Here is a 23,646-nt window from a genome sequence, read left to right on the forward strand (position 1 = left end):
ACGCATCGTCGCCTTGGTGAGCCGTTACCTCACCAACTAGCTAATGCGACGCGGGTCCATCCATAAGTGACAGCCGAAGCCGCCTTTCAATTTTGCACCATGCGGTGCTAGATGTTATCCGGTATTAGCCCCGGTTTCCCGGAGTTATCCCAGTCTTATGGGCAGGTTACCCACGTGTTACTCACCCGTCCGCCGCTAACTTCTTAAGAGCAAGCTCTTAATCCGTTCGCTCGACTTGCATGTATTAGGCACGCCGCCAGCGTTCATCCTGAGCCAGGATCAAACTCTCCAATAAAGTTTGTCTAGCATCATAAATAAAAATTGACGTTTCACGTTGTTTGTTTCGTTCAGTTTTCAAAGAACTCATCAGCCGCCGAAGCGACTCCCTTATGTTAACAGCTTCATTTTTCGATGTCAACATTTTTTATAATTTCTTTCTGCGCTTTTTGCTGTTTCGCATTAGCGACGCTTATTAATATACCAGACCGTTTTTTTAATAGCAAGTCCTTTTATAAAAAAATATAAATATTATTTTATCCATCAATACATTTTGTCTTATTTATTCAAACCATCTCTTCTTATAAAATACCATTTCGTTATATACGAAACTCATTCTATAAAAAAGAAATCAATTAAAGTAAAGAGTTACTTAGCGAATGTTTCCTTCATCCCAACTGATTACAAGGCTTCTTCTAATCAGACCGTTCCAACTCCCCTTCCTTTCCTCCCTCTAAATCGAGAAATCGAAATTTTATTTTTCTAAAATGGCGGGGGCAAAAATGAATCAATTAAATTCCCTATTTCTGTAACATGCACAATACATAACCTCTCTACCTTACAGTTCCAATCATATAACATCATTTGTTTAAATAAAACATTCTTCAATGTCACAAGCTAGCTTTTTCTTTTCAAACTAAAAGATACTCTCATGCGAAAGGGGAAATTTAGAATTTTTTGCGTTTTTTAGTGAAAAATATCCAAATTTTGTTATATGATAAGAAAGTGCCATACCAAAACAAATAGTAAAGAAAGTTGGAGGAATTTAATTATGGATAGGTTAACAAAATTTTCATTAAAAAATCGGGCCGCCATCATCATTATGATTTTTCTCGTTTCTGTACTCGGTATTTATTCCGGCTCAAAATTACCAATGGAGTTTCTGCCCAGCGCCGACAATCCTGCTATCACTGTCACTACAATGTCTAAAGGATTAGATGCGGAAACAATGACAAAAGAAGTAACCGAACCACTCGAAAAACAATTTCGAAACTTAGAGCATGTTGATACAATTACATCTTCTACTCATGAGGGGTTATCACGCATCGACATTGCATATACGTCTAAAGCAGACATGAAAGAGGCGACGCGTGCTGTCGAAAAGATTACAAACAACGTAAATTTCCCAAAAGAAATTACAAAACCTGTCGTCAGCCAACTAAACACTTCTATGATTCCGCTCGCACAAATTACTATTCAAAAACAAAATGGGTTTACAAAAGCTGACGAAAAACAGGTTGAAAAAGAAATTATCCCGCAGTTCGAAAATATCGATGGCGTTGCTAACGTCATGTATTACGGTAAATCAACATCTGAACTATCTATCATATTAGACATAAATGAAATGAAAAATAAAAATGTAACCTCTCAACAAGTATTAACTGCTTTACAAGGAAAAGAAACTTCTACTCCAGTTGGTCAAGTGACTGTCAACAACGAAGACCACAGCCTTCGCGTCATTGGAAATGTAAAAAATGTAGATGACGTAAAAAACATATCACTTACATCTCAATTGAAATTGCAAGATATAGCTCAAATAGAATTAAAACAACATTATGATGCTATTTCACATGTAAATGGCGAGGATGGAACCGCCCTAGTTATTATGAAAGAACCAGGTAAAAACGCCGTTGAAATCGGCAAAGAAATCGATAAAAAACTTAAAAACATTAATAAAGAATATAAAGATACTTACACAATTAAATTACTATCCTCTACTCACGAACAAATCGAAAATGCTGTTACGAGTATGGGGAAAGAGGTCATTTTAGGAGCGATCGCTGCGACATTTATTATTTTACTCTTCTTGCGCAGCGTGCGAACAACGCTTATCGCTGTTGTTAGTATCCCGTTATCTATTTTGTTAACACTATTTTTACTCGATCAATCTCATGTTACGTTAAACATTTTAACTCTTGGAGGATTAGCCGTCGCTGTTGGACGTCTCGTTGACGATAGTATCGTTGTTATCGAGAATATCTTCCGTCGCTTACAAAAAGAGCATTTTTCAAAAGACATTATTGTAGATGCGACAAAAGAGGTTGCTATTGCAATTACTGCTTCAACATTAACTACAGTGGCTGTCTTTTTACCTATCGGCCTTGTATCAGGCGCAATCGGCAAATTGATGCTTCCTATGGTATTAGCAGTTGTATATTCTATTCTTTCGTCTCTCGTTGTTGCACTTACAGTTGTTCCACTTATGGCGTTTTTATTACTTAGAAAAACAAGACAGCGCACATCGAGACCTTCAAGAAAGTATACGGCTACTTTAAAATGGGCACTTTCACATAAATTTATTATTTTATTCTCGTCTTTCTTATTATTTGTAGCTTCCATTGCTGCTTATATCATACTGCCAAAAGCAAATATAAAATCAGAAGACGATACGATGCTCTCAATTAACATGACATTTCCAACGAGTTATGATGAGGAATCTAAAAAACAAAAAGCTTTTGACTTCGAAAAAAAATTACTTTCTAATCGCGATGTACAAGATACTTTTTTACGAATAGGGTCAAGTGCTGAAGATGCACAGTGGGGGCAAACTACTAAAAATAATCTTGCATCTATATTTATAACCTTTAAAAAAGGAACAGATATTGACCAATATATTAAACAACTAAAAAAAGAACAGACAGATTTCAAACCAGCTGAATTCGATTATACAAAAACAAGTTATTCTAATTTTGGCGGTGGAAATAACTTGCAATTCAACGTAACTGCAAACAATGAAACAAGTTTAAAGCAAGCTGCTGATATCGTTGAAACAAAATTAAAAAGTTTAAATGGACTTTCTAAAGTGAAAACAAACTTAGAAGAATCAAAGAAAGAATGGCAAATTAAAATCGATCAAAACAAAGTAGAACAAGTTGGATTAACACCAGAAATAGTTGGAGAACAAGTTTCACTCCTTATGAAAAAATCACCGATCGGACAGCTCACGATCGATGATGAAAAAACAACTATTACGTTAGAACATAAAAATGAAAAGATAAATAATAAAGAAGATATCCTTAATACAAACATCTTATCACCGATAACAGGAGCAATTCCTTTAAAAGATATTGCAACAATATCAGAAAAACAATTACAAACTGAAATTTTCCATAAAGACGGAAAAGAAACAATCCAAATTAATGCCGTTGCTGCTAACGATGATTTAAGTAAAGTAAGCGCTGAAGTAAATGCAGCAATCGCTAAATTAGATTTACCAACCGGTGCAAAAGTTGCCGTTGCTGGAGCAACTGAATCCATGCAAGAAAACTTTACAGATTTATTTCAAATCATGGGCATTGCCATCGGAGTTGTCTATTTAATTATGGTTATTACATTTGGGCAAGCACGCGCTCCATTTGCAATCCTTTTCTCTTTACCACTCGCTGCTATTGGCGGTATTTTAGGATTAATCATTTCCGGAACGCCGGTTGATCTCAATTCACTTATCGGTGCATTAATGTTAATCGGGATCGTCGTCACAAATGCTATCGTATTAATCGAACGTGTTCAACAAAATAAAGAGCATGGCATGACAACTCGTGACGCTTTACTAGAAGCAGGTTCTACAAGATTACGTCCAATTATTATGACAGCCATTACAACAATCGTCGCAATGTTACCTTTATTATTTGGCCAATCGCAAGCAGGAAGTATGGTCTCTAAAAGTTTAGCCGTTGTTGTAATTGGGGGGTTAGCTGTTTCCACTGTACTTACACTCGTTGTTGTACCTGTTATGTATGAGCTATTAGATAAATTCGGTAAAAAGCGTCGCTCACGCAGAAAATCAAATACGACTATCGATACTCCAAACGCCTAACAAAAAAACGTTATCTCACAAACTAGAGATAACGTTTTTTCTTTCGTAAACATACACATATTAAGCAGCTTTTACTTTCGATGTTTTACGAGACTTTTTCGTTCCCGTAAAATGTTTATGAAGTACAGTTGCAGTAAAACGAGCAATAATATTAAACAGTAATACCATAACAATGAGTACTGCTGCTGATTTTGTTGCAATCAGCTTCGCGTCTGGGATAATCCCTTCAGAATTTAATTTCCAAATATGAACTGCCAATGTTTCAGCTGGTCGAAATGGATTTAGCGGATGTGCAGGACTAGAAAAATCAACTGCAGAATTTAAAATTGGTGATGTTAATCCCGCTGTATAAATTAATGCCGCTGCTTCACCAAATATACGACCTGCCGCTAAAATAATCCCTGTAATAATTTGCGGTAATGACGATGGAAGAATAATTCGCACAATCGTTTGCCACTTTGTTGCACCAAGTCCAAGACTTGCTTCTTTTACATTTGCAGGGACTTCTGTAATTGCATTTTCACAAACTCGCGTTAATCCTGGTAAGTTTAGAATGGTTAAAGCAAGTGCACCACCTATTACTGTATAGCCCCAACCTGTCATTGTAACAAGCACTAATAAACCAAATAAGCCAACAACAATAGAAGGCAATGATGCCATCGTTTCAATGCATAGACGAACAAAACTTAAAAAGCGTCCTTGCTTTGCATATTCTGCAAGATAAATCCCAGCTCCCAATCCAAGTGGAATAGAGATAACAAGCGTAATAATAAGCATATAGAAAGAGTTGAATAATTGTGGACCAATCCCTCCCCCAGCCCTCGTATTACTCGGTTCTCCAAACAAGAAACCTGGATCCCAAAATCCCCAGCCCTTTTGTAAAATCTCATATACTAAGAAAACCAATAAAACTACCACAAATGCTGCAACTGTATATAAAATACCCGTCCAAATATTATTTACCTTTCTTGCATTCATCGTTATCGTTCACCTCTTTGGCCAATTGCTCGAATAACTAAAATAAATAGGAATGAAATAGCAAGCAATATCATCGCTAAGGTCCATAAAGCATTATTCCAAGCCGTTCCGTTTAACGTATTTGTCATGTCCATTGTGAGAATACCAGTCAACGTTGCCGTTGGGCTATATATTCCTTCTGGCAACTTCACCGTATTCCCAATTACCATTTGAACTGCCAGCGCTTCACCAAAAGCACGTGCTAATCCTAAAACAATCCCTGTTAAAATACCTTTCTTAGCAGCAGGAACAATGACACGGCTAATCGCTTGCCATTTTGTCGATCCTAAACCATACGAGGCTTCTAAATAATCAAATGGAACCGCACGTATTGCATCAGAAGCAATACTAGCAATAGTAGGTAAAATCATGATACTAAGTACAACAATACCTGCAATTAAACTAAAGCCAACACCACCAAAAGAATCTCTTAACAATGGAATTAAAATCGTAACCCCTAATAAACCGTATACAACGGACGGGATACCAACTAATAATTCCAAAACTGGTTTCAACACTTTGTTCCCAAACTTAGGCGATATTAAATTCATAAATATTGCAAGAGCAATCGCGATTGGTGTACTAATCATAACCGCACCAATTGAAACAAGCGTGGAACCGACAATAAAAATAACTGCACCAAAAGAACCTGGCTCAACATTCGGATTCCATTTTGTTGAAGTTAACATTTCAGAAAAGGAAATACCACTTTGTGTAAAAGATTGAATTCCCTTTCCACAAATAAATGCAATAATCGATAATGTAATAAGAACAATAAATAGACCACAAAACGTAACGAGTGTTCTTCCAATGTACTCGCTTTTCACATAATTAATCTGCTTTTTTCCCTTCATCACAAGACATAACCCCACTTCATAGTTTGAAATGAACAAGACTGGCCTCGCAGCCAGCCTCCTTGTATGTGTTACTTATCTAGCTTAGACATCGGGATGTATCCCATATCTTCAACTTGTTTTTCAAAATCTTTACCTTTTACATAATCAATGTAAGCCTTTGTTGCTTCTTTCGCTTCTCCTTTAGTCACCATGTATTCATAAGACCAGAATGGATATTTACCAGCAGAAATCTCTTCAACCTTTGGTTCTGCACCATCAATTTTTACAGTTTGTAATGCCCCTTTTTTATCGCCTACCATGTAGGACATCGCAAGGTAACTAATAGAACCTGGCGTAGAGTTAATTGCTTGTTCTACCGCACCGTTAGAATCTTGCGTTGTTCCTGTCCCGTCATTAATCTTTACATCTTTCATAATCGTTTTCTCAAATGTAGCACGTGTACCAGAAGATGCCGGACGATTGATTACATTGATTTTCTCATCTTTACCGCCTAGCTCTTTCCAGTTTGTAACCTTTCCACTAAAGATATCTTGTACTTGTTGTACAGTTAAGTTATCAACTTTCACATCTTTATTAACAACAAGTGCAAATGCGATACCTGCAACTTTATTATCAACTAATTCTTTTGCTTTTTCTGGATCTTTTATTTTATCTGCCGCCGGGACATCAGAGTTACCAATTTGTACCGCACCAGAGGCTACTTGGTTAATCCCCGTTCCACTACCGCCACCTTGAACTTGAACAGAAACTTTAGGATTCTTTTCCATAAACTTTTTACCCGCTTCTTCTGCAAGCGGTTGAAGAGCTGTAGATCCAGCTGCTGCAATCGTACCAGATATCTCTTCTTGTTTTGCATCATTGCTACCTTTAGCAGTCTCATTCGTATTTGTGCTTTCTGACTTTCCGCAACCAACTAATGCACCTGCAACAACTAATGCTGCTAATGAAAATGTAATTCCCTTTTTCATGACCATATCTTGTACCCCCATTTGAATTATCACTTTTCTTATTCATCGACTTCTTTCGAACACAAATTCATTGTAGGACAATATTATTGTGTTAGTGTTAAGCAATTTTTAATTTTAAGTAAATAGAGATAAAGGTATTAAAAACTTATATTTCTCAACTATTCCCATCAAGAAAAGCCAAAAGAATCCACAAAAAATTACATTCATTGTAAATTTAACTTTAATAATGTAAATATGAAGTAAATAAAACTCTCCTTTTAACCAACTTTATTAAAATTAAATTTACAAACTATTCTTGTCTGAACATATTTGTTTGAACTATGCATATATCCAACATAAATTCTAGTCATATTTTTTATCACAAAAAATAAATTGGAACAATTCTAAAAATTTTTGAATATTTTTAAAGTATTAATTGACAGCATTACCGAATGTAGTCTAGTATATTAATAACAAAAAGTTTACCTTAAGAAACTTTTTAAACTATAACTAAAAATATAGAGAAGAGGGAACTTTTATGGTGTCGGCTAATACCAAACCCCTTTCTTCATTTAGAACAGGGGAGTTTGTACAAATCGAGAGAATACAATTAGAAGGAACTATGAAGAGACGTTTATTAGATTTAGGATTTATTCCCGGGGCTACCATTAAAGTATTGCAAAAAAGTCCACTCGGAGATCCCGTTGCATATCAAGTGAGCAACACAACAATTGCATTGCGTAGCGAAGAAAGCTCCCTTATTTTTGGAATATTAATAGGAGATGATTCAAAATGAACAACCATCGCATTGCGTTAGCAGGAAACCCGAATACTGGGAAAAGTACATTATTCAACACATTAACAGGATTAAAACAACATACCGGAAACTGGACGGGAAAAACTGTATTAAAGGCAGAAGGAGAATATGAGCATAACGGAAAGGTATATACGGTAATCGATTTACCTGGAACATATTCACTTTATTCAAACTCTGCAGATGAGGAAGTAGCACGAGATTATATTATTTTTGAAAAACCAGAGGTAACTGTAGTTGTTGTAGATGCAACTGCAATGGAAAGAAATTTAAATTTAGCATTACAAGTGATGGAAATGACAAACGATGTAATCGTCTGCATTAACTTAATAGATGAAGCAGAAAAAAAAGGAATCGTCATTGATGAACAGAAATTAGCAAAGTCACTTGGCGTTCCTGTAGTCAAAATCTCAGCTCGCAACCGTACTGGAATTGGACATTTACTAAATGTAATTTCTAAAGTGGCTAGTAAAAAAACAATCCCTACACCAGTTCAAATTACTTATAATGAGCATATTGAAAAGATGATTCAAGAATTAGAGCCGCAAATTTACAAAGTATTCGGTGATACATACCCAGCTCGTTGGGTTGCACTGCGAATACTAGATGGGGATAAAAATTTCTTAACTACACTTCAAAAACATCATAAAGAACCGCTTGTAAGGGAGGTCGTAATCAATGGAATCTCACTCAGCCAGTAAGGCTCTTCCATTAGATTATATTATTCAGCATGCACAAACGCTTACTAAAGAAGATATACGCGATGACATTGTTGGTGATATTTATCGTACATCAAAAAGTATTTGTAAAGATGCAGTACAATACACAAATACCGATAGATTGTATCGTTCAGAAAAACTAGATAAGATTTTCACTTCTCCAATCTGGGGATTTCCAATTATGCTTGGTATTTTATCTATTATTTTTTACCTTACCATTGCAGGAGCGAATGTACCGTCAGATATGATTGCTGAATTTTTCGGTTGGGCAGAGGGACATTTAACTGCTTTGTTCCAAGCAATGCATGCACCTGAATGGTTACATGGTATTTTAATACTTGGCTTATTCCGGGGTACAGGGGCTGTTATTAGCGTTATGTTACCACCTATGGCTATCTTCTTCCCAATGTTTGCTTTATTAGAAAACTATGGGTACTTACCTCGTGTAGCATTTAACATGGATCGTTTATTTAAACGTACTGGTGCACACGGAAAGCAATCTTTAACGATGGCAATGGGCTTCGGTTGTAATGCTGCCGCTATTATGTCAACACGCATTATCGAATCACCACGTGAGCGTATGTTAGCAATTTTAACAAACAACTTCGTTCCATGTAATGGACGATGGCCTACTTTAATTTTAATGGCATCATTATTTATGGCTGCCGGTTATACAAGTAGCATGCAAACACTTGTTACAGCAGGCGTTGTAGTCGGCATGGTAGTCATCGGAATTATCGTTACTTTAACAGTTTCTTGGGCTCTATCAAAAACTGCATTAAAAGGTGTTCCAACTCATTATACATTGGAATTACCACCGTATCGTAAACCAAAAATTTGGAATACAATTGTACGTGCAACACTTGATAAATCAATTTATGTTTTAAAACGTGCCGTAGTTGTAGCTGCACCTGCCGCTATCTTAACTTGGGTTTTAGCAAATATTTATATCGGCGACACAAGCCTACTTATGTATTTCGTTAATTTCTTAGACCCATTCGCTAAATTGCTCGGGCTTGATGGATTTATTCTCGCTGCATTTATTCTCGGCTTACCAGCTAATGAGATTGTTATTCCAATTTTATTAATGTCTTATTTATCAACTGGTGCCTTAACAGAAATAGAAGATTTTAATCAAATTAAAAACTTATTCTTAGAGCACGGCTGGACTTGGTTAACTGCGTTAAACACAATGTTGTTTTCTCTTCTGCATTTCCCATGTGGAACAACATTGGTTAACATATATAAAGAAACAAAAAGTCCAAAATGGACATTCTTATCGTTTGCAATCCCTACCGTAATCGCCATTGTTGTTACATTCCTCTCTACGCAATTGGTACATTGGCTAGGGCTTGTATAAAACCTTCCATCAGTAGTGAGACTTCTCTTCTCTACTGATGGTTCATTTTCACGCCTTATACTTCTATATAAATGATTATAATCCCTTACTTCCGTTGCTAGATTTTAAATTTTACGATCCCAAAAACAAAAGGAAATCTAATCTACTGGTTTCCTATTTTCCTCTTCATTTACATCTTCCCATGGTTGCACAGTGTATTTTTTTATTTTCTTATTTAAAAAATACACTGTGTATGGAATAATAGCCATCAAAATCATACTAATAATTGCTAAAGTAGAAAGCATTTTCATATTACTGACCACCTTTTGGTACTAATGAACCGGAATGCTCTACTACCGGATGAACACGAACTGCTATATCAGTCTTCATAAAGTAGTTCTCCCCATAATCCCAATTCTTCTCTACTTTTTTCCACTTTTTATAATTATGCCGTTTATAATAATCCCCTAATCCAAGTACATCCGTTTTATACTCTTTTTGTACTTTTTTTATTGTTCTCCCCACTATACGTTCCATCTCTTTTGTAATGTATGAATTTATTCGCTTCTCACTCCATGCTTTTGCATCCTCTCCTAAATATACTTCTCCAAGCACACCTTTAGGATACATATCAATTATAAACTTTGGATGACGAGGATCTGTAAAGGAAGCACGGATTTTCCGTCTTATTTTATGAATTTCATACGTAAATACCTTTTCTTTTTTTCGAATGGTTAAAAATCCACCCACTTTCTTTCCTATTATATAATTTAATCCTTGTGTATCTTTTCCACTTAAAAGACCGACCAGTTTATTATTCTCCCCCTTAAAAATAGCAGCTCCTTCCATCTTTACACCTTGCTTTGTTAACTCTAAAACTGGAAGTACAAAGCTTCTTTTAGAAGTTAACATTTCTTGAACCTCTCCGATACGAACTGCCTCTAACATAAATGAATTCACATCTGCATGATCCGCTAGTAAATCAATATATTTTGCCGGAAAATTTTCTGGTTTCGCATTTTGTTCAAAAATTTTTCCAGCTTGATTTTTCGAAACAAAAATTTTAATATTCCGCCTCATTTCATGGGCACGAAAAAAGATATCTAATGTTTGTTCTAAAAAGTTTTGTCGCTTTAATAAATCTTTAGAAAAAATAACAACTTTAATATGAGGAAAAAACAAAGAACGACTTATTTTCTTGGATGCTTCACGAATTTGTGTAAAAAGACTATCCGCAGTTACATTGATATTCATATACTGAGCCCCATCTGCACCTTGTTTCCCCTGTTGTGCTAACGCACTTGGTAAAACTAATTGATACGTTCCTTTCATACGAGGTGGTTTCTTCTCTTCACTTTCTTCTTTCACAACATCAAATGCTGCCCCTACAACAAATCCTCTCTCTTCAATTTCTTTTCGCTCTGAGCACCCACTCATACAGATCACTAACATAACGCAACACATGTATTTATGAAGACGGCTCACTCTTTCCGCCCCCCTTTATTTTATAAATGCTAAAAACAAGTATAGGAACAATGATAATACATGCCATATCAATCCAAGCTAAATATGTACTATATTGCGTTAACTTCGTCACATTTTCAGGAAGCATATTCAAAAGATATATAATCGGCGCACTTATAAAAATAAATGTTTTCTTTTTAATAGCAGGAAACATCGAACAAAACCCTATTACTGCGATATCATAATACATGGCTGTTGTATTAAAAATGGTAATAATCCACGTCGTAAAAAAAATGGCATCGAATCGTTCTAAAAATCCCCCACCAATTTCAATCTCCTTTCCTAACTCAATGACAGGATACGCAAGACTTTTCGTGGTAGAATAGGAAAACACCATAATACAAGTAAGATAAATAAGAATATATAATAAATTGGTAATCATCACTCCTTTTGCAGCAGCAAGAGGCGCTTTATCTTTTTGTTTCACAATTGAAGAATAAAATAAGACAATTTCAAATCCAATGAATGTAAAGATCGATTCCTTCATACCAACAATATATTGGTTCCATTTTGTTTGAAAAAGCGGCAATACATTATCCGGCTCCATTAAATTAATATTTAATAACGGCAGAGAAAATATAGCGCATACAACGATTGGTAAAAATAGCATATTTAAACGAAGTAACGCTACTCTAGAACCACTTACTCCATAAACAACAACAAGTAAGTAAAAAAATGATAAAAGTTCAATCGGTGTTTTACTAAATAAATACGTTTGTGAAATAACGGAAATGGCTCTTGCTTGATATGCAGTAATACTAGCAAATGTTAGCACCATAACACTTGTAACAAGGTAAGCTATCGGCTTTGATAAGTATATGCTAGTATATTGAAAAAACGTTTGTTCCGTAAATGTATTTGCTATTTTCGCAATACACCAGGCAAAAAATGCACAAATCACTCCGCCAATAAGTAATATAATCCAACCATCTGAAAACAGTGTCTGCTCTGCAATTACGCGGGGCATCGAAAGTGCCCCTGTCCCTATAATGACCGAAGATACAGCAAATGTTAGTTCTCGAGATCCGATCTCCTCATCTCCGTACTCGAACGGTTTCAATTTATTTTCTCTCCTTTGAGCGTATTTGATCTTTTGTTTGCAAATAGTCTGGTCTCGTCTGTAACATCGCTTTTGGTAATCTTGCTACTTCTGCTTTCCAATCTTTATAAAAAGTAGGTGCTAATGGTGTAGAATACGGAATTCCAACACTTTTTAAATTCGTAATATGAATTGCTAATGCAATTAACGCTAAAATAATCCCGTATAGTCCAAATATAGTCGCAGCTAAAATAAACGCAAATAACAAAAAGCGAAATGTAATTGTGATACTGTAAACAGGCAATGAAAAAGTAGCAATCGCCGTAATCGCGGTTACAATAACCATAAAGGGATTTACAATTCCAGCGTTTACTGCCGCTTCTCCAATAACAAGTCCTCCTACAATTCCAACAGTTTGTCCAATTTGTTTAGGCAACCGAAGCCCAGCTTCTCTAATTAATTCCATTGTTAATGTCATAATAATCGTTTCAATATAAGCGGGAAACGGGACACCTTCCCTTGCTCCAGCAATTGAATACGCCAAATTAGATGGAATGAGACCTTGATGATAAGAAACAAGCGCAATATATACTGCTGGAAATAATACAGCCATAAGTCCAGCTAGCATTCGCAATCCTCTTAATAAAGTTGCCATAATCCAGCGTTCATAATAATCTTCAGGTGATTGAAAAATATCCACAATAACCATAGGTGCAAGAATTGCAAACGGTGAACCATCTACTAAAATAATTGCTTTTCCTTTTGCTAAAGCAGCAATCGCCCGATCTGGTCTCTCTGTATTTAAAAATTGCGGAAAAGGAGACAAGGTGTTCTCTTCTAGTAATTGTTCGATTTTTCCAGAATCTAAAATCATATCTGTTTTAATGGACTGTAAACGCCGATTCAACTCTTTTACAATATAAGGATTGATAATATCTTCAATATAAATTAATGTAACTTCTTTTTGAGAACGTTGCCCCATAATATAAGATTGAAATCGAAGCTTCGGATCACGCAACTCGCGTCTAATTAACATTTTATTAGTAGCAATATCTTCAACAAACCCTACTTTAGGACCTCGAATAACATCCTCTGTAATCGGCGGTTCTAAACCTCGCTTTTCCCATGCTCGACAATTAATGACTAACGCATGCGGAATTCCATCAATTAAAACAACCGTATCCCCCACCAAAACAGAATTCACAAGATCCGGAAATGTTTTAACTGTATTTATTTCACCTATAGAAATAAATCGATCGACTAAAGTTTGCATGATTGGACCTTTAGGCGGAATCTCTTCATGTTGTAATGGATGAATCACAAATCGATAAATTAAATCTTTATCCGTAATCCCACAAAGAAACACCACAGCGCACCGAGTAGATGAACCAGAAAGCGCAAACTCTCGTACCGTTAAATCATTAGGTGACTGCAGTGTTTCTCGAATAGAATTTGTAATTGCTGATAAGCTTGCTTCTAAATTCATCATCTTTCCTCCTAAGCGTTACAGTTATATTTCTCCGTATAGGGTAAATATATACAATAAAAAAATGCTATCTCCCTAAGGAAAGATAACATTTTTTTATCCCGCTATTTTAGAGGTGTAATAGCCCGATTGGTGGCGGCTCATAATTTGTAGAAAATGATTTAAGTTTCACTTTATCGATCTAACATAGTAGAAGTATGCTGTACTTCAATTTTTCTAGTCATGATACTCACTGCTAACATAACAATGATGTTGATTCCTAATGCAACAATCCCTACATTTAAATCTTTCATATATTGCGGAAAAATTGGAAATATAGTAGAGAGAGTCGATCCAGATAATGTAATATAAGCCACCATGAATAATCCAACTATCATTCCAGAGATAGCACCTTGTTTTGTTACAAATTGACGTGGAAATAAACTGCATACAAGCGCCGGAAAAAGTTGCGTCACAATGCTGTATCCCATTAAAAGCAGAGCTCCAATTGTTTCTCCTCCTTTGAAGGTAAAGAAAACAGATACAATCGTCACAATAGGCACAAATAGCTTGGCTACTCGTGCCACTTGCTGATCTGATACGGATGGCGCGAGCACTTGATAAATATTTTTTGCTAACAAAGTAGATGCAGCCATAAGAAGCATAGATCCCGGAACTAATGCAGTTAGTACTCCAGCACTTCCAATGATCCCAATAAACCACGGATCAAATGTTTGAATAGCAAGGCGGAATAAAGACAAGTCTGCATCTGCCCCCTGTAATCTAGGTACTTGTAAGATAGCCGCAAATCCTGCAAAAAATACAAAGAGTAATACGAAAGAGTATAATGGCATAATAGTGGCGTTTTTTCGAAATACCTTTTCACTCTTTGCTGAAAAAGCGGCAGCAAATGTATGGGGCCACATATAAAACCCTAGCGCTGTTAATATAATAGTAGAAACAAACCATGAGACACTCATTCCTTGTTCAGGTAAAGATAAAAATCCTGGTTTTGCAGCTTCTACCGCTTCAAACATCGGCTGAAACCCTCCGTAATAATGATAGGGTAAATAAATACCTAAAACCATAACGATAAATAGGATCATCATATCTTTTAATGCAGCTGTCCAAGCGGAACCATGTATACCAGAAATCATCACATATATTGTAATTGTTATTCCGCCAATCCAAACAGCAAGAACTGGTGATACTTTTCCATAAGAAGCTTCAGAAACAATAATCCCCAACCCTTTTAACTGCAGTACAAGATATGGAATAATTGAAATGACACCGATGATCGATACAATAATCCCTAACGCTTTACTATTATATTTTTTGGTAAAGAAATCTGGTTGCGAAATCAATCTATGCTCTTTGGCATACTTCCAAACTGGAGGTAAGAGAAAGTAAGATAAAATATATGCTAATGCACTGTATCCTAAAATATAAAATGTAGGTGCACCTTTGCTATATGCCCATCCACTTCCTCCCAGAAAAGTAAACGTCGTATATATTTCTCCTGCCATAAGAAGAAAGACAAAGACTGTTCCAAATCCCCTTCCCCCAACCGACCATTGTTCCAAATTCATGTCTTTTCCACTTCTTGCACGAACTCCTAAAAATAATGCCAAACATAGAAATACAACAATGATAATAAGTGCTATCATTTCATCTCCTCCTTGTTAGCAGGATCTAGCCAATATACAATCCACATACAAAAGGAGGTAATGAACACAGATAATAAAATCCAAAATAATAAAAATGGCATACCTAGTACATATGGAGTAACTGAATTTGTAAATATCGGTCCAATAATTAAACAAAGAACTGGAATCATTGCCAGCATACGAATTTTCTTCATTTTATTCTCCTTTGCGCATCAAATTCAAAACAGTTCTAACAAAAACCTCAACTCCAATTGGTAATGCATCCTCATCAATTGTAAAGCGCGGATGATGATGTGGATATACAATTCCTTTTTCTTTATTCCCTGCACCAATAAAGAAAAACGTACCTGGGGCCTTTTGCAGAAAAGCTGAAAAATCTTCACCTGCCATCGTCGGCTTCAAACGTACAACTCGCTCTCTTCCATAAAGCTGTAGCGCTGCTTCTTCAACATACGCTGTTACTTTCTCATCATTCACAACAGGGCGATATCCATATTCATATGAGAATGTATAATTTGCCTTATACATTTCTGTCACATGCTTAACAATTCTTTCAATCTTTTGGGCTGTCTCTTCTCGTAGCTCATGTCTTAAACTTCTAACAGTTCCCTCAATCTCTGCTTGCTTCGGAAGAACATTGTGTGTTGTACCCGCATGAAATTGCGTAACAGATATAACGAGAGAATCTAACGGGTCTGTAAGACGTGATACAATCTGTTGAATTTGTGCTACAACTTGTGTACCAATCGCAATGCTATCAACTGTTTCATGCGGAATTCCAGCATGCCCTCCTTTTCCTTCAATTGAAATTTTAAATACATCAGGGGCTGCCATCGCAGGACCATAAGTGATACCAACTTTCCCAACTTCTAGCGATGCCCACAAATGTGCACCAATAATATAATCAACGCTTTCCATTACACCAGCTGCTACCATCTCCTCAGCGCCACCTGGGAAATTTTCTTCAGCATGTTGGAATAAAAAACGAATTTCCCCTCGAATTTGTTCACGTTTTTCAACAAGGGTATATACTGTACCAAGTAAGATAGCGATATGACCATCATGCCCACAAGCATGCATAACGCCAGGGTTCTTGGAGATAAATTCAAATTCATTTTCTTCTTGAATAGGCAGAGCATCCATATCAGCACGAATCGCAATCGTTTTGCCAGGTTTCTTCCCAATTAACTTTGCCATGACGCTATACTTTGTCGGTCTAGATACTTCTAAATGTGGATTTTTTTGAAGCAATTCAAATACAAATTGTGATGTTTTCTCTTCTTGGAAAGACAATTCCGGATATTTATGAAAATATCTTCTCCATTCAATCAATTGATTTTTTAATAGAAGCTGTTCATTTACAATATCCATTTAACTCTTCCTTTCTTCACTAAGTTAAATGTTATTATAGCTCCAATCGCAAGTTAAATAAATAATATTCAGAATAATTAACTAATTGTTCACATTCTCAACTCTATCCACATCTTGCTATCCAAAAATAGCAAGATAAAAATAAGCAGTCATCTTTTTTAGATGACTGCTTATTTTTATAAAATAGTAATTGCTTGTTTCCCCATTTGTTCCCATGCTTTTTCAAATTGAGCGCGCGGCACTCCTTTACGCGGATTGTTTGCAAGCGGATCATTTACATATACAAAATGTTGGTCATATCCAACAACTACTACACTATGTTCATAATACGTGATCTTTATTTTTCCTGCACTTGTATTCCATGTTTCAAAAAGTCCATCATCTAACGGTTGAAATCTTGTATTCGCAATGACCCATACAGGTGAACCTGAACTAATTGCCTTATATACATCTCCTATATCTCTTCCAGTTAAATTAATTACTTTTTCAGGAACATATTTTTCTGCGAGTTTAAAAATCGGTTGGTGATATACACCATATCCCGGCTCAGATTTTGTATAAATATTTCCTACAAAGCCTTCATACGGGTTACCATGCAAACCGTTTTCTTCAAACGGGACGCGATAAATTTCACTCGCAAGCTTCATTTTATCCACTTCAACTCCTTTATATTGAAGTAGCATTGCTAAACTTGTTACTTCACACCCTCTTGGTAATTCAGGAAGTTGCTGTATAAATGGAACATTTTCAATTATAGCGTTTTCTTTCATTTCAGTTAAATAATTCAATCGTAATTCTTGAGCTTTTTGCACAATCTTATCTTTTCCAAATAGACCTACAACAACCACGATTATACCTAATATGAATAAATATTTCAGTTTTTTCATTATCAATCAAGCCCCATTACCACATTAATTATTTTCACATCACTCTCACCATTGTACCTTTCTTCTTACTAGTTTACTAGAAAGAAAATGTAAATCATTATTCGATTTTATCTTTCAAAAATTCTAATTCTTTGCAATAAAAAGAAAAAATAAATATACATTTTCAGAATATTTTGTTAGAATTAGAAATGCTCCTGCGGTAAATAGTGATTTTATATCCGCATAGGACAGAAGGTAATTAGTCATTGTTTCTCATCCCCCATCAATGATTAATCTAGCAATTAAATCCTAATAGGTAAACAAAACAAACAATGCAAATACGGGGTGAAAAAGTATGAATCAAACAACTACAAACCAAAGCGGTTTAAAGCGGACAATGAAGAGCAGACATTTATTTATGATTGCTCTAGGTGGTGTTATTGGTACTGGACTATTTATGGGGTCTGGACAAATTGTGCACAATGCTGGACCTGGTGGAGCAATTCTTGCCTTCTTAGTTGGGGGCTTCGTTATGTATTTAACAATGCTCTGTCTTGGTGAACTATCTGTTGCGATGCCAGAAGCCGGTTCCTTTCAAAGTTATGCTAGCAAATTTATTTCACCAGGATTTGGATTTGTTGTCGGTTGGATGTATTGGCTAAACTGGGCTGTCACAGTTGGTGTAGAACTTACAACTGTTAGTATTTTAATGAAACGGTGGTTTCCGGACGTTTCTTCATGGATTTGGTGCATTACATTTGCTGCATTACTATTTATTGTAAACGCTTTATCAGCGAAGGCATATGCAGAAGCAGAATTTTGGTTTGCTAGCGTCAAAGTTGCTACAATCGTCATCTTCATTGTACTTGGAGGTGCTGTGATATTTGGATTTCTAGATTTCAATGGGAAGCCCGCACCAATGCTACATAATTTTACTGAAAACGGCGGTTTGTTCCCCAATGGTGTCTTAGCTGTTTTATTTACAATGATTACTGTTAACTTCTCATTCCAAGGAACAGAGTTAATCGGTATCGCTTCTGGTGAAAGTGAACAACCTGAAAAAACAATTCCAAAAGCGATAAAAAACACCATTTGGCGTACTTTATTTTTCTTTGTATTGGCCATTGCTGTTGTAGTAGGCTTACTTCCATGGCAAGAAGCTAATCTCGTTGAAAGTCCATTCGTACTTGTTTTTGACACAGTCGGAATTCCATATGCAGCTGACATAATGAATTTTGTTATTATCACTGCTGTCTTATCTGTAGCAAATTCAGGACTATATGCAAATTCACGTATGCTCTGGGCAATGGCACAGCAAGGTATGGCAAACCCAGTATTTACAAAATTAACGAAAAAAGGGGTACCTCTTAATGCTTTAATTTTCAGTCTTATTTTTGCAAGTCTTTCTTTATTAACGAGCGTATTTGCCGCAGATACAGTCTTCTTAGTTCTCACATCAATTGCCGCAATGGCAGCGGTCGTCGTTTGGATGTCAATTGCCGCTTCACAATTTTTCTTTCGAAGAGAATTTCTAAAGAACGGTGGAAATATAAACGATTTAAAATACCGTACACCTCTTTATCCACTCGTTCCAATTGTTGCTTTCTCGTTAAATTTTATTACATTTATTAGCTTAGCTTTTATACCAGATCAACGCATTGCTCTTTACTGCGGAATCCCGTTTATGATCATTTGTTACATTTTATATCAAATAAAATATAAAAAATTTGTCACATTTCATCAGCAACCAAATATTACACAGGAAATAAACTAAATATATAAAACATTCAACTATCTTTCTTTATGATAAGATAGTTTTTTTCTATTTACTGGATATCTTGGTATAACTTTATTTATCTTAAAATTTCTACAATCACCTTTTTGTTAAAAAAATAGTTTACAATGTTATCAAGTTACAAATGATATTCACCTTAAAAAGTGTGTATTTGTGTCTATTTTTTAACAATATGATGAAAACTATTGCCTTCTATAAATTAATAGGTTTATATTGTTTTATTGGCATAGTTTCAATCCAAGGAGAAAGGAGATTTTCAATCGTGCAACTAAAGAAAGCGTTTTGGAAGTTGGCTTCACTTCTTCCGCTATCATTACTCTTGTTCCTCGGTGGCTGCGATAAGAAACTCGCAGTATTAAACCCGCAAGGACCTGTTGCAAAAGCACAGTATGATTTAATTGTTTGGTCATTCGTGCTTATGTTGTTAATTATTGCAATTGTATTCATCTTGTTTACAGTCATCTTGATTCGTTATCGTGAAAAACCAGAAAATATGGACTATGAGCCACCTGATCAACACGGTAACACAATGTTAGAAATTATTTGGACGCTTTTCCCAGTTATTATCGTTATTGCTTTAGCAATTCCAACGGTAAAAGCTACTTATGCATCGGAAAAAGCACCAGAGCAATCTAAACATATGAAACCAGTTGAAATTTATGTTACATCAGCAAACTGGAAATGGTTATTCAGTTATCCAGAGGAAAAAATTGAAACCGTTAACTACTTAAACATTCCAGCTGGTGTACCAATTCAATTCAAATTAACATCCGTTGGTCCAATGAACGCCTTCTGGATTCCAGAACTTGGTGGTATGAAATACACAATGGATGGCATGATTATGGATTTATATTTACAAGCAGATAAACCAGGTTCTTACACTGGTCGTAGTGCAAACTTCTCAGGTGAAGGATTCACTCACATGGAGTTTGAACTTGAATCAAAAACAAAAGAAAAGTATGACAAATGGGTTAAAGAAGTACAACAAACTGCTCCTAAATTAACAGAAGAAAAATATAACGAAATTGTTAAACCTGGTGTAGTAGGTCGTATGACTTTCTCTAGTCATCACTTAGACTATGTAGATCCAAAATCACTTGAGTATTGTGATTACAACTACTACAAAAATAAAAAGTAATAGCTACTATTCCAACAGATTGGAGTGAACACAGTGAAGCTTGATGAATTTTTTGTCACAGGTGATCCGATTATTTACGGAGCTGACGCATCTATTGTTCTTGTGACATTAGCAATCCTTTTCGTACTGACAAAGTACAAAAAATGGAGATGGCTTTGGGACGAATGGTTAACAACTGTTGACCATAAGAAAATTGGTATAATGTATATTATCTCAGCAATTTTAATGTTATTCCGCGGTGGTATGGATGGTCTAATGATCCGTGCACAATTAACATTCCCTGATACAACATATTTAAACGCTGAACACTATAACGGTATCTTTACAACGCATGGTACAGTTATGATTATCTTTATGGCAATGCCATTCGTTATGGGATTAATGAACGTTGTTGTACCATTACAAATTGGTGCTCGTGACGTTGCATTTCCATTCTTGAATGCATTAAGTTTTTGGTTATTCTTTATCGGTGCTATGTTATTCAACATCGCCTTTGTTATCGGAGGTTCTCCAGATGCTGGATGGACAATGTACTTCCCAATGGCGGGTACAGAATTCTCTCCTGGCGTAGGAAATAACTACTACGCAATTGCATTACAGATTTCAGGTCTCGGTACGCTGATGACAGCAGTTAACTTCCTTGTTACAATCTTAAAAATGCGTGCACCTGGCATGAAGTTAATGCAAATGCCAATGTTCACATGGTCTATTTTAGTTACAACTGTTATTATTCTATTTGCTTTCCCAGTATTAACAGTTGCTCTTGCATTAATGACATTTGACCGTCTATTCGATGCTCACTTCTTTACGATGGCGAGCGGCGGTATGCCAATGCTTTGGGCTAACCTTTTCTGGGTATGGGGTCACCCTGAAGTATATATCGTTATTTTACCAGCATTTGGTATTTTCTCTGAGATTGTAAGTACATTCGCTCGTAAACGTTTATTCGGTTACAGTGCAATGGTATATTCAATGGTTGCAATTGCAATCTTAAGTGGTCTTGTATGGCTTCACCACTTCTTTACAATGGGTGCTGGTCCAGCAGTTAACTCATTCTTCTCGATTTCGACTATGGCGATTTCGATTCCAACCGGTGTTAAAATCTTTAACTGGTTGTTTACACTGTATAAAGGTCGTATTCGTTTTACAGTTCCAATGCTTTGGTCATTGGCATTTATTCCAAACTTCGTAATCGGTGGAGTTACAGGGGTTATGCTTGCGATGGCAGCAGCTGACTATCAATACCATAACAGCTACTTCCTAATCGCTCACTTCCATTACGTATTAATTGCAGGTACAGTATTTGCAATGCTTGCCGGATTTACATTCTGGTATCCAAAAATGACTGGTCACATGCTAAATGAGCGCATTGGTAAATGGACATTCTGGATCTTTATGATCGGATTTAATATCTGTTTCTTCCCAATGTACTTCCTAGGTTTAGATGGTATGACTCGTCGTATGTACACGTACTCAGCTGATCTTGGCTGGGGATGGCTAAACCAAATCGCATCTGTCGGTGCAGTAATGATGGGTATTGGCTTCATCCTATTAGCTTACAACGTAATTTACAGCATTCGCCATGGCGAACGCGATGTAACTGGAGACCCTTGGGATGGTCGTACGCTTGAGTGGGCAACACAATCTCCAGTACAACCTTACAACTTTGCAAAATTACCAGAAATTAAGCATAGCGATGTATTTTGGGAAATGAAGAAAAATGGTGAGTCTATTACACCGAAGGCTGAAGAATTGAAACCAATTCACATGCCAAGCAATTCAGGTGTTCCAATCATTATGTCTTCTTTTATCGGTCTTGCAGGTTTTGCTTTAGTATTTAGCTGGTTCTGGTTAGCAATTGTCGGTGGTATTGGTATGGTGGCTTGTATGATCTGGCGCTCATTCGATTATGACGAAGGATATTACATTAGCGTAGATGAAATTAAAAAGACAGAACATGTTGCATGAGAGGTGAAACGAAATGGCGGCTTTAGATAAAAGCTTACCTTTAGAATATCAATTGGAACAAAGTAGATTGAACATTCTAGGGTTCTGGATTTTCCTAGGGGCTGAGATCGTGCTGTTCGCAACACTTTTCGCCTCTTATCTAGTACTTGCTGGTCGTACGGCAGATGGCCCTACACCGGCTCAGCTGTTTGAACTAAAAACCCTTTTAATTCAAACACTCTTACTTTTAACAAGTAGTTTTACTTGTGGTATCGCAATTCATGAGATGCGTAGGCACAACAAAAATGCAATGTTAGGATGGTTTATCTTTACATTACTTTTAGGTGCAGGCTTCCTTTTCTTTGAAATTGAAGAGTTTATGACTTACGCTGCAGAAGGCGCAACAATCCAAACAAGTGGATTCCTATCTGGATTCTTCGTCCTTCTTGGAACGCATGGTGCTCACGTAACAGCTGGTATCATCTGGGCAATCTGTGTTATTATCCAAATTTTAAAACGAGGATTAACACCAATTACAGCTCGTAAAGTATTTATTATCAGCTTATACTGGCATTTCCTTGATGTTGTTTGGATCTTCATTTACACACTAGTTTACTTGAACGGGATGGTGGCGTAATAATGGGACAAAACAATCAAGCTCATAGCGGGTTTCCGTGGTCACACGTTTTCGGATTTATTTTATCACTTGCATTAACGTTCCTTGCTTTATACGTAGCGTTATATACTAGTTTGCCACTTTCAACAGTCTTAACAAGCATCATTGCAATGGCAGTGGCACAAGCAGCATTACAATTAGTTATGTTTATGCACATGAAAGAAGGAGAAGGTATCGCACAAACAATCGCAATGTTATTCAGCTTTTTCATCGCTGTAGTAACGGTTGCTGGTACAGTTTGGATTTTCTTCTCTATGTAATTTTCAAAAGTCTGCTGGACAATATCCTAGCAGACTTTTTTATTCCGCTATTTCCCCTCACTAATCCGGCTGTTAATTAGCAAAGAACGCATCCCTCTTAGTTAAAGTTTCA

20 protein-coding genes and 1 rRNA gene are annotated in these 23,646 nt (G+C 36.2%); 9 read left to right on the forward strand and 12 right to left on the reverse strand.

The features are described from left to right. Positions 1 to 295: ribosomal RNA gene (locus tag MR056_RS09530) — 16S ribosomal RNA — on the reverse strand; the annotation flags it as partial. A gap of 753 nt (positions 296 to 1,048) precedes the next feature. On the opposite strand from MR056_RS09530, the gene MR056_RS09535 reads away from it, so the two are divergent. Further along, entirely contained in the window at positions 1,049 to 4,093 is a 3,045-nt protein-coding gene (locus MR056_RS09535) for an efflux RND transporter permease subunit (protein ID WP_048723213.1), read from the forward strand. A 60-nt stretch (positions 4,094 to 4,153) separates the two neighbouring features. On the opposite strand, the gene pstA is transcribed toward MR056_RS09535, so the two are convergent. From pstA to MR056_RS09550, 3 genes are all read right to left on the reverse strand, one after another. Further along, positions 4,154 to 5,071, reverse strand: a complete 918-nt coding sequence (gene pstA, locus MR056_RS09540) for a phosphate ABC transporter permease PstA (protein ID WP_011983709.1) — start codon at positions 5,069 to 5,071, stop codon at positions 4,154 to 4,156. Between the two features lie 2 nt (positions 5,072 to 5,073). Then, a complete protein-coding gene (pstC, locus tag MR056_RS09545) occupies positions 5,074 to 5,964 on the reverse strand; it encodes a phosphate ABC transporter permease subunit PstC (RefSeq protein ID WP_011983708.1) in 891 nt (296 codons plus the stop codon). Between the two features lie 71 nt (positions 5,965 to 6,035). Then, positions 6,036 to 6,941: a phosphate ABC transporter substrate-binding protein PstS family protein gene (locus MR056_RS09550; protein WP_041809450.1), complete on the reverse strand. Its 906-nt coding sequence runs from the start codon at positions 6,939 to 6,941 to the stop codon at positions 6,036 to 6,038. A gap of 511 nt (positions 6,942 to 7,452) precedes the next feature. Between MR056_RS09550 and MR056_RS09555 the strand changes: the two genes are divergently transcribed. Genes MR056_RS09555 through MR056_RS09565 form a run of 3 tightly spaced genes read left to right on the forward strand, consistent with a single transcriptional unit; the run spans position 7,453 to position 9,807 of the window. Continuing rightward, the gene (locus MR056_RS09555) at positions 7,453 to 7,710 is read left to right on the forward strand and encodes a FeoA family protein (protein ID WP_011983706.1); all 258 of its coding nucleotides are present in this window, start codon (positions 7,453 to 7,455) and stop codon (positions 7,708 to 7,710) included. After that, positions 7,707 to 8,429 (forward strand): FeoB small GTPase domain-containing protein, encoded by a 723-nt coding sequence (locus MR056_RS09560; RefSeq protein ID WP_011983705.1) that lies wholly within the window; start codon positions 7,707 to 7,709, stop codon positions 8,427 to 8,429. Before MR056_RS09555 ends, MR056_RS09560 begins: the two co-directional genes overlap by 4 nt. After that, positions 8,407 to 9,807: a nucleoside recognition domain-containing protein gene (locus tag MR056_RS09565; protein WP_048723216.1), complete on the forward strand. Its 1,401-nt coding sequence runs from the start codon at positions 8,407 to 8,409 to the stop codon at positions 9,805 to 9,807. Before MR056_RS09560 ends, MR056_RS09565 begins: the two co-directional genes overlap by 23 nt. Before the next feature lie 137 nt (positions 9,808 to 9,944). Here MR056_RS09565 and MR056_RS09570 read toward each other — a convergent pair whose 3' ends face one another. The 8 genes from MR056_RS09570 to MR056_RS09605 all read right to left on the reverse strand — a co-directional run bounded on the left by MR056_RS09570 (position 9,945) and on the right by MR056_RS09605 (position 17,739). After that, positions 9,945 to 10,097 (reverse strand): hypothetical protein, encoded by a 153-nt coding sequence (locus MR056_RS09570; RefSeq protein WP_095206561.1) that lies wholly within the window; start codon positions 10,095 to 10,097, stop codon positions 9,945 to 9,947. Position 10,098: 1 nt separating this feature from the next. Then, positions 10,099 to 11,271, reverse strand: coding sequence for a Ger(x)C family spore germination protein (locus tag MR056_RS09575; RefSeq protein ID WP_373367232.1), 1,173 nt, complete (start codon positions 11,269 to 11,271; stop codon positions 10,099 to 10,101). After that, complete coding sequence (locus MR056_RS09580) at positions 11,255 to 12,370, reverse strand: GerAB/ArcD/ProY family transporter (RefSeq protein WP_242136550.1); 1,116 nt, start codon at positions 12,368 to 12,370, stop codon at positions 11,255 to 11,257. Before MR056_RS09580 ends, MR056_RS09575 begins: the two co-directional genes overlap by 17 nt. 1 nt (position 12,371) lies before the next feature. After that, a complete protein-coding gene (locus MR056_RS09585; protein ID WP_011983701.1) occupies positions 12,372 to 13,838 on the reverse strand; it encodes a spore germination protein in 1,467 nt (488 codons plus the stop codon). 170 nt (positions 13,839 to 14,008) lie between these two features. Then, positions 14,009 to 15,481, reverse strand: a complete 1,473-nt coding sequence (locus MR056_RS09590) for a sodium:solute symporter family protein (protein WP_011983700.1) — start codon at positions 15,479 to 15,481, stop codon at positions 14,009 to 14,011. Continuing rightward, positions 15,478 to 15,675: a DUF3311 domain-containing protein gene (locus tag MR056_RS09595; protein WP_011983699.1), complete on the reverse strand. Its 198-nt coding sequence runs from the start codon at positions 15,673 to 15,675 to the stop codon at positions 15,478 to 15,480. Before MR056_RS09595 ends, MR056_RS09590 begins: the two co-directional genes overlap by 4 nt. A 1-nt stretch (position 15,676) precedes the next feature. Then, entirely contained in the window at positions 15,677 to 16,852 is a 1,176-nt protein-coding gene (locus MR056_RS09600; RefSeq protein WP_011983698.1) for a M20 family metallopeptidase, read from the reverse strand. A gap of 176 nt (positions 16,853 to 17,028) precedes the next feature. After that, positions 17,029 to 17,739 carry a C39 family peptidase gene (locus tag MR056_RS09605; RefSeq protein WP_011983697.1) on the reverse strand — a complete coding sequence of 237 codons (711 nt, stop codon included), beginning with the start codon at positions 17,737 to 17,739 and terminating at the stop codon, positions 17,029 to 17,031. Positions 17,740 to 18,073: 334 nt separating this feature from the next. On the opposite strand from MR056_RS09605, the gene MR056_RS09610 reads away from it, so the two are divergent. The 5 genes from MR056_RS09610 (at position 18,074) to qoxD (ending at position 23,534) form a co-directional block, all read left to right on the forward strand. After that, positions 18,074 to 19,492: an amino acid permease gene (locus MR056_RS09610; RefSeq protein ID WP_011983696.1), complete on the forward strand. Its 1,419-nt coding sequence runs from the start codon at positions 18,074 to 18,076 to the stop codon at positions 19,490 to 19,492. Between the two features lie 283 nt (positions 19,493 to 19,775). Next, positions 19,776 to 20,651: a cytochrome aa3 quinol oxidase subunit II gene (gene qoxA / locus MR056_RS09615; RefSeq protein WP_011983695.1), complete on the forward strand. Its 876-nt coding sequence runs from the start codon at positions 19,776 to 19,778 to the stop codon at positions 20,649 to 20,651. Positions 20,652 to 20,684: 33 nt separating this feature from the next. Beyond that, on the forward strand, positions 20,685 to 22,619 hold the full coding sequence (qoxB, locus tag MR056_RS09620; protein ID WP_011983694.1) for a cytochrome aa3 quinol oxidase subunit I: 1,935 nt from the start codon (positions 20,685 to 20,687) through the stop codon (positions 22,617 to 22,619). A gap of 13 nt (positions 22,620 to 22,632) precedes the next feature. Further along, positions 22,633 to 23,235 carry a cytochrome aa3 quinol oxidase subunit III gene (qoxC, locus tag MR056_RS09625; protein ID WP_011983693.1) on the forward strand — a complete coding sequence of 201 codons (603 nt, stop codon included), beginning with the start codon at positions 22,633 to 22,635 and terminating at the stop codon, positions 23,233 to 23,235. Between the two features lie 2 nt (positions 23,236 to 23,237). Further along, on the forward strand, positions 23,238 to 23,534 hold the full coding sequence (gene qoxD, locus MR056_RS09630) for a cytochrome aa3 quinol oxidase subunit IV (RefSeq protein ID WP_011983692.1): 297 nt from the start codon (positions 23,238 to 23,240) through the stop codon (positions 23,532 to 23,534). Positions 23,535 to 23,646: the final 112 nt, after the last annotated feature.

The organism is Bacillus cereus group sp. BfR-BA-01360 (assembly GCF_022663595.1).
Lineage (GTDB): Bacteria > Bacillota > Bacilli > Bacillales > Bacillaceae_G > Bacillus_A > Bacillus_A cytotoxicus.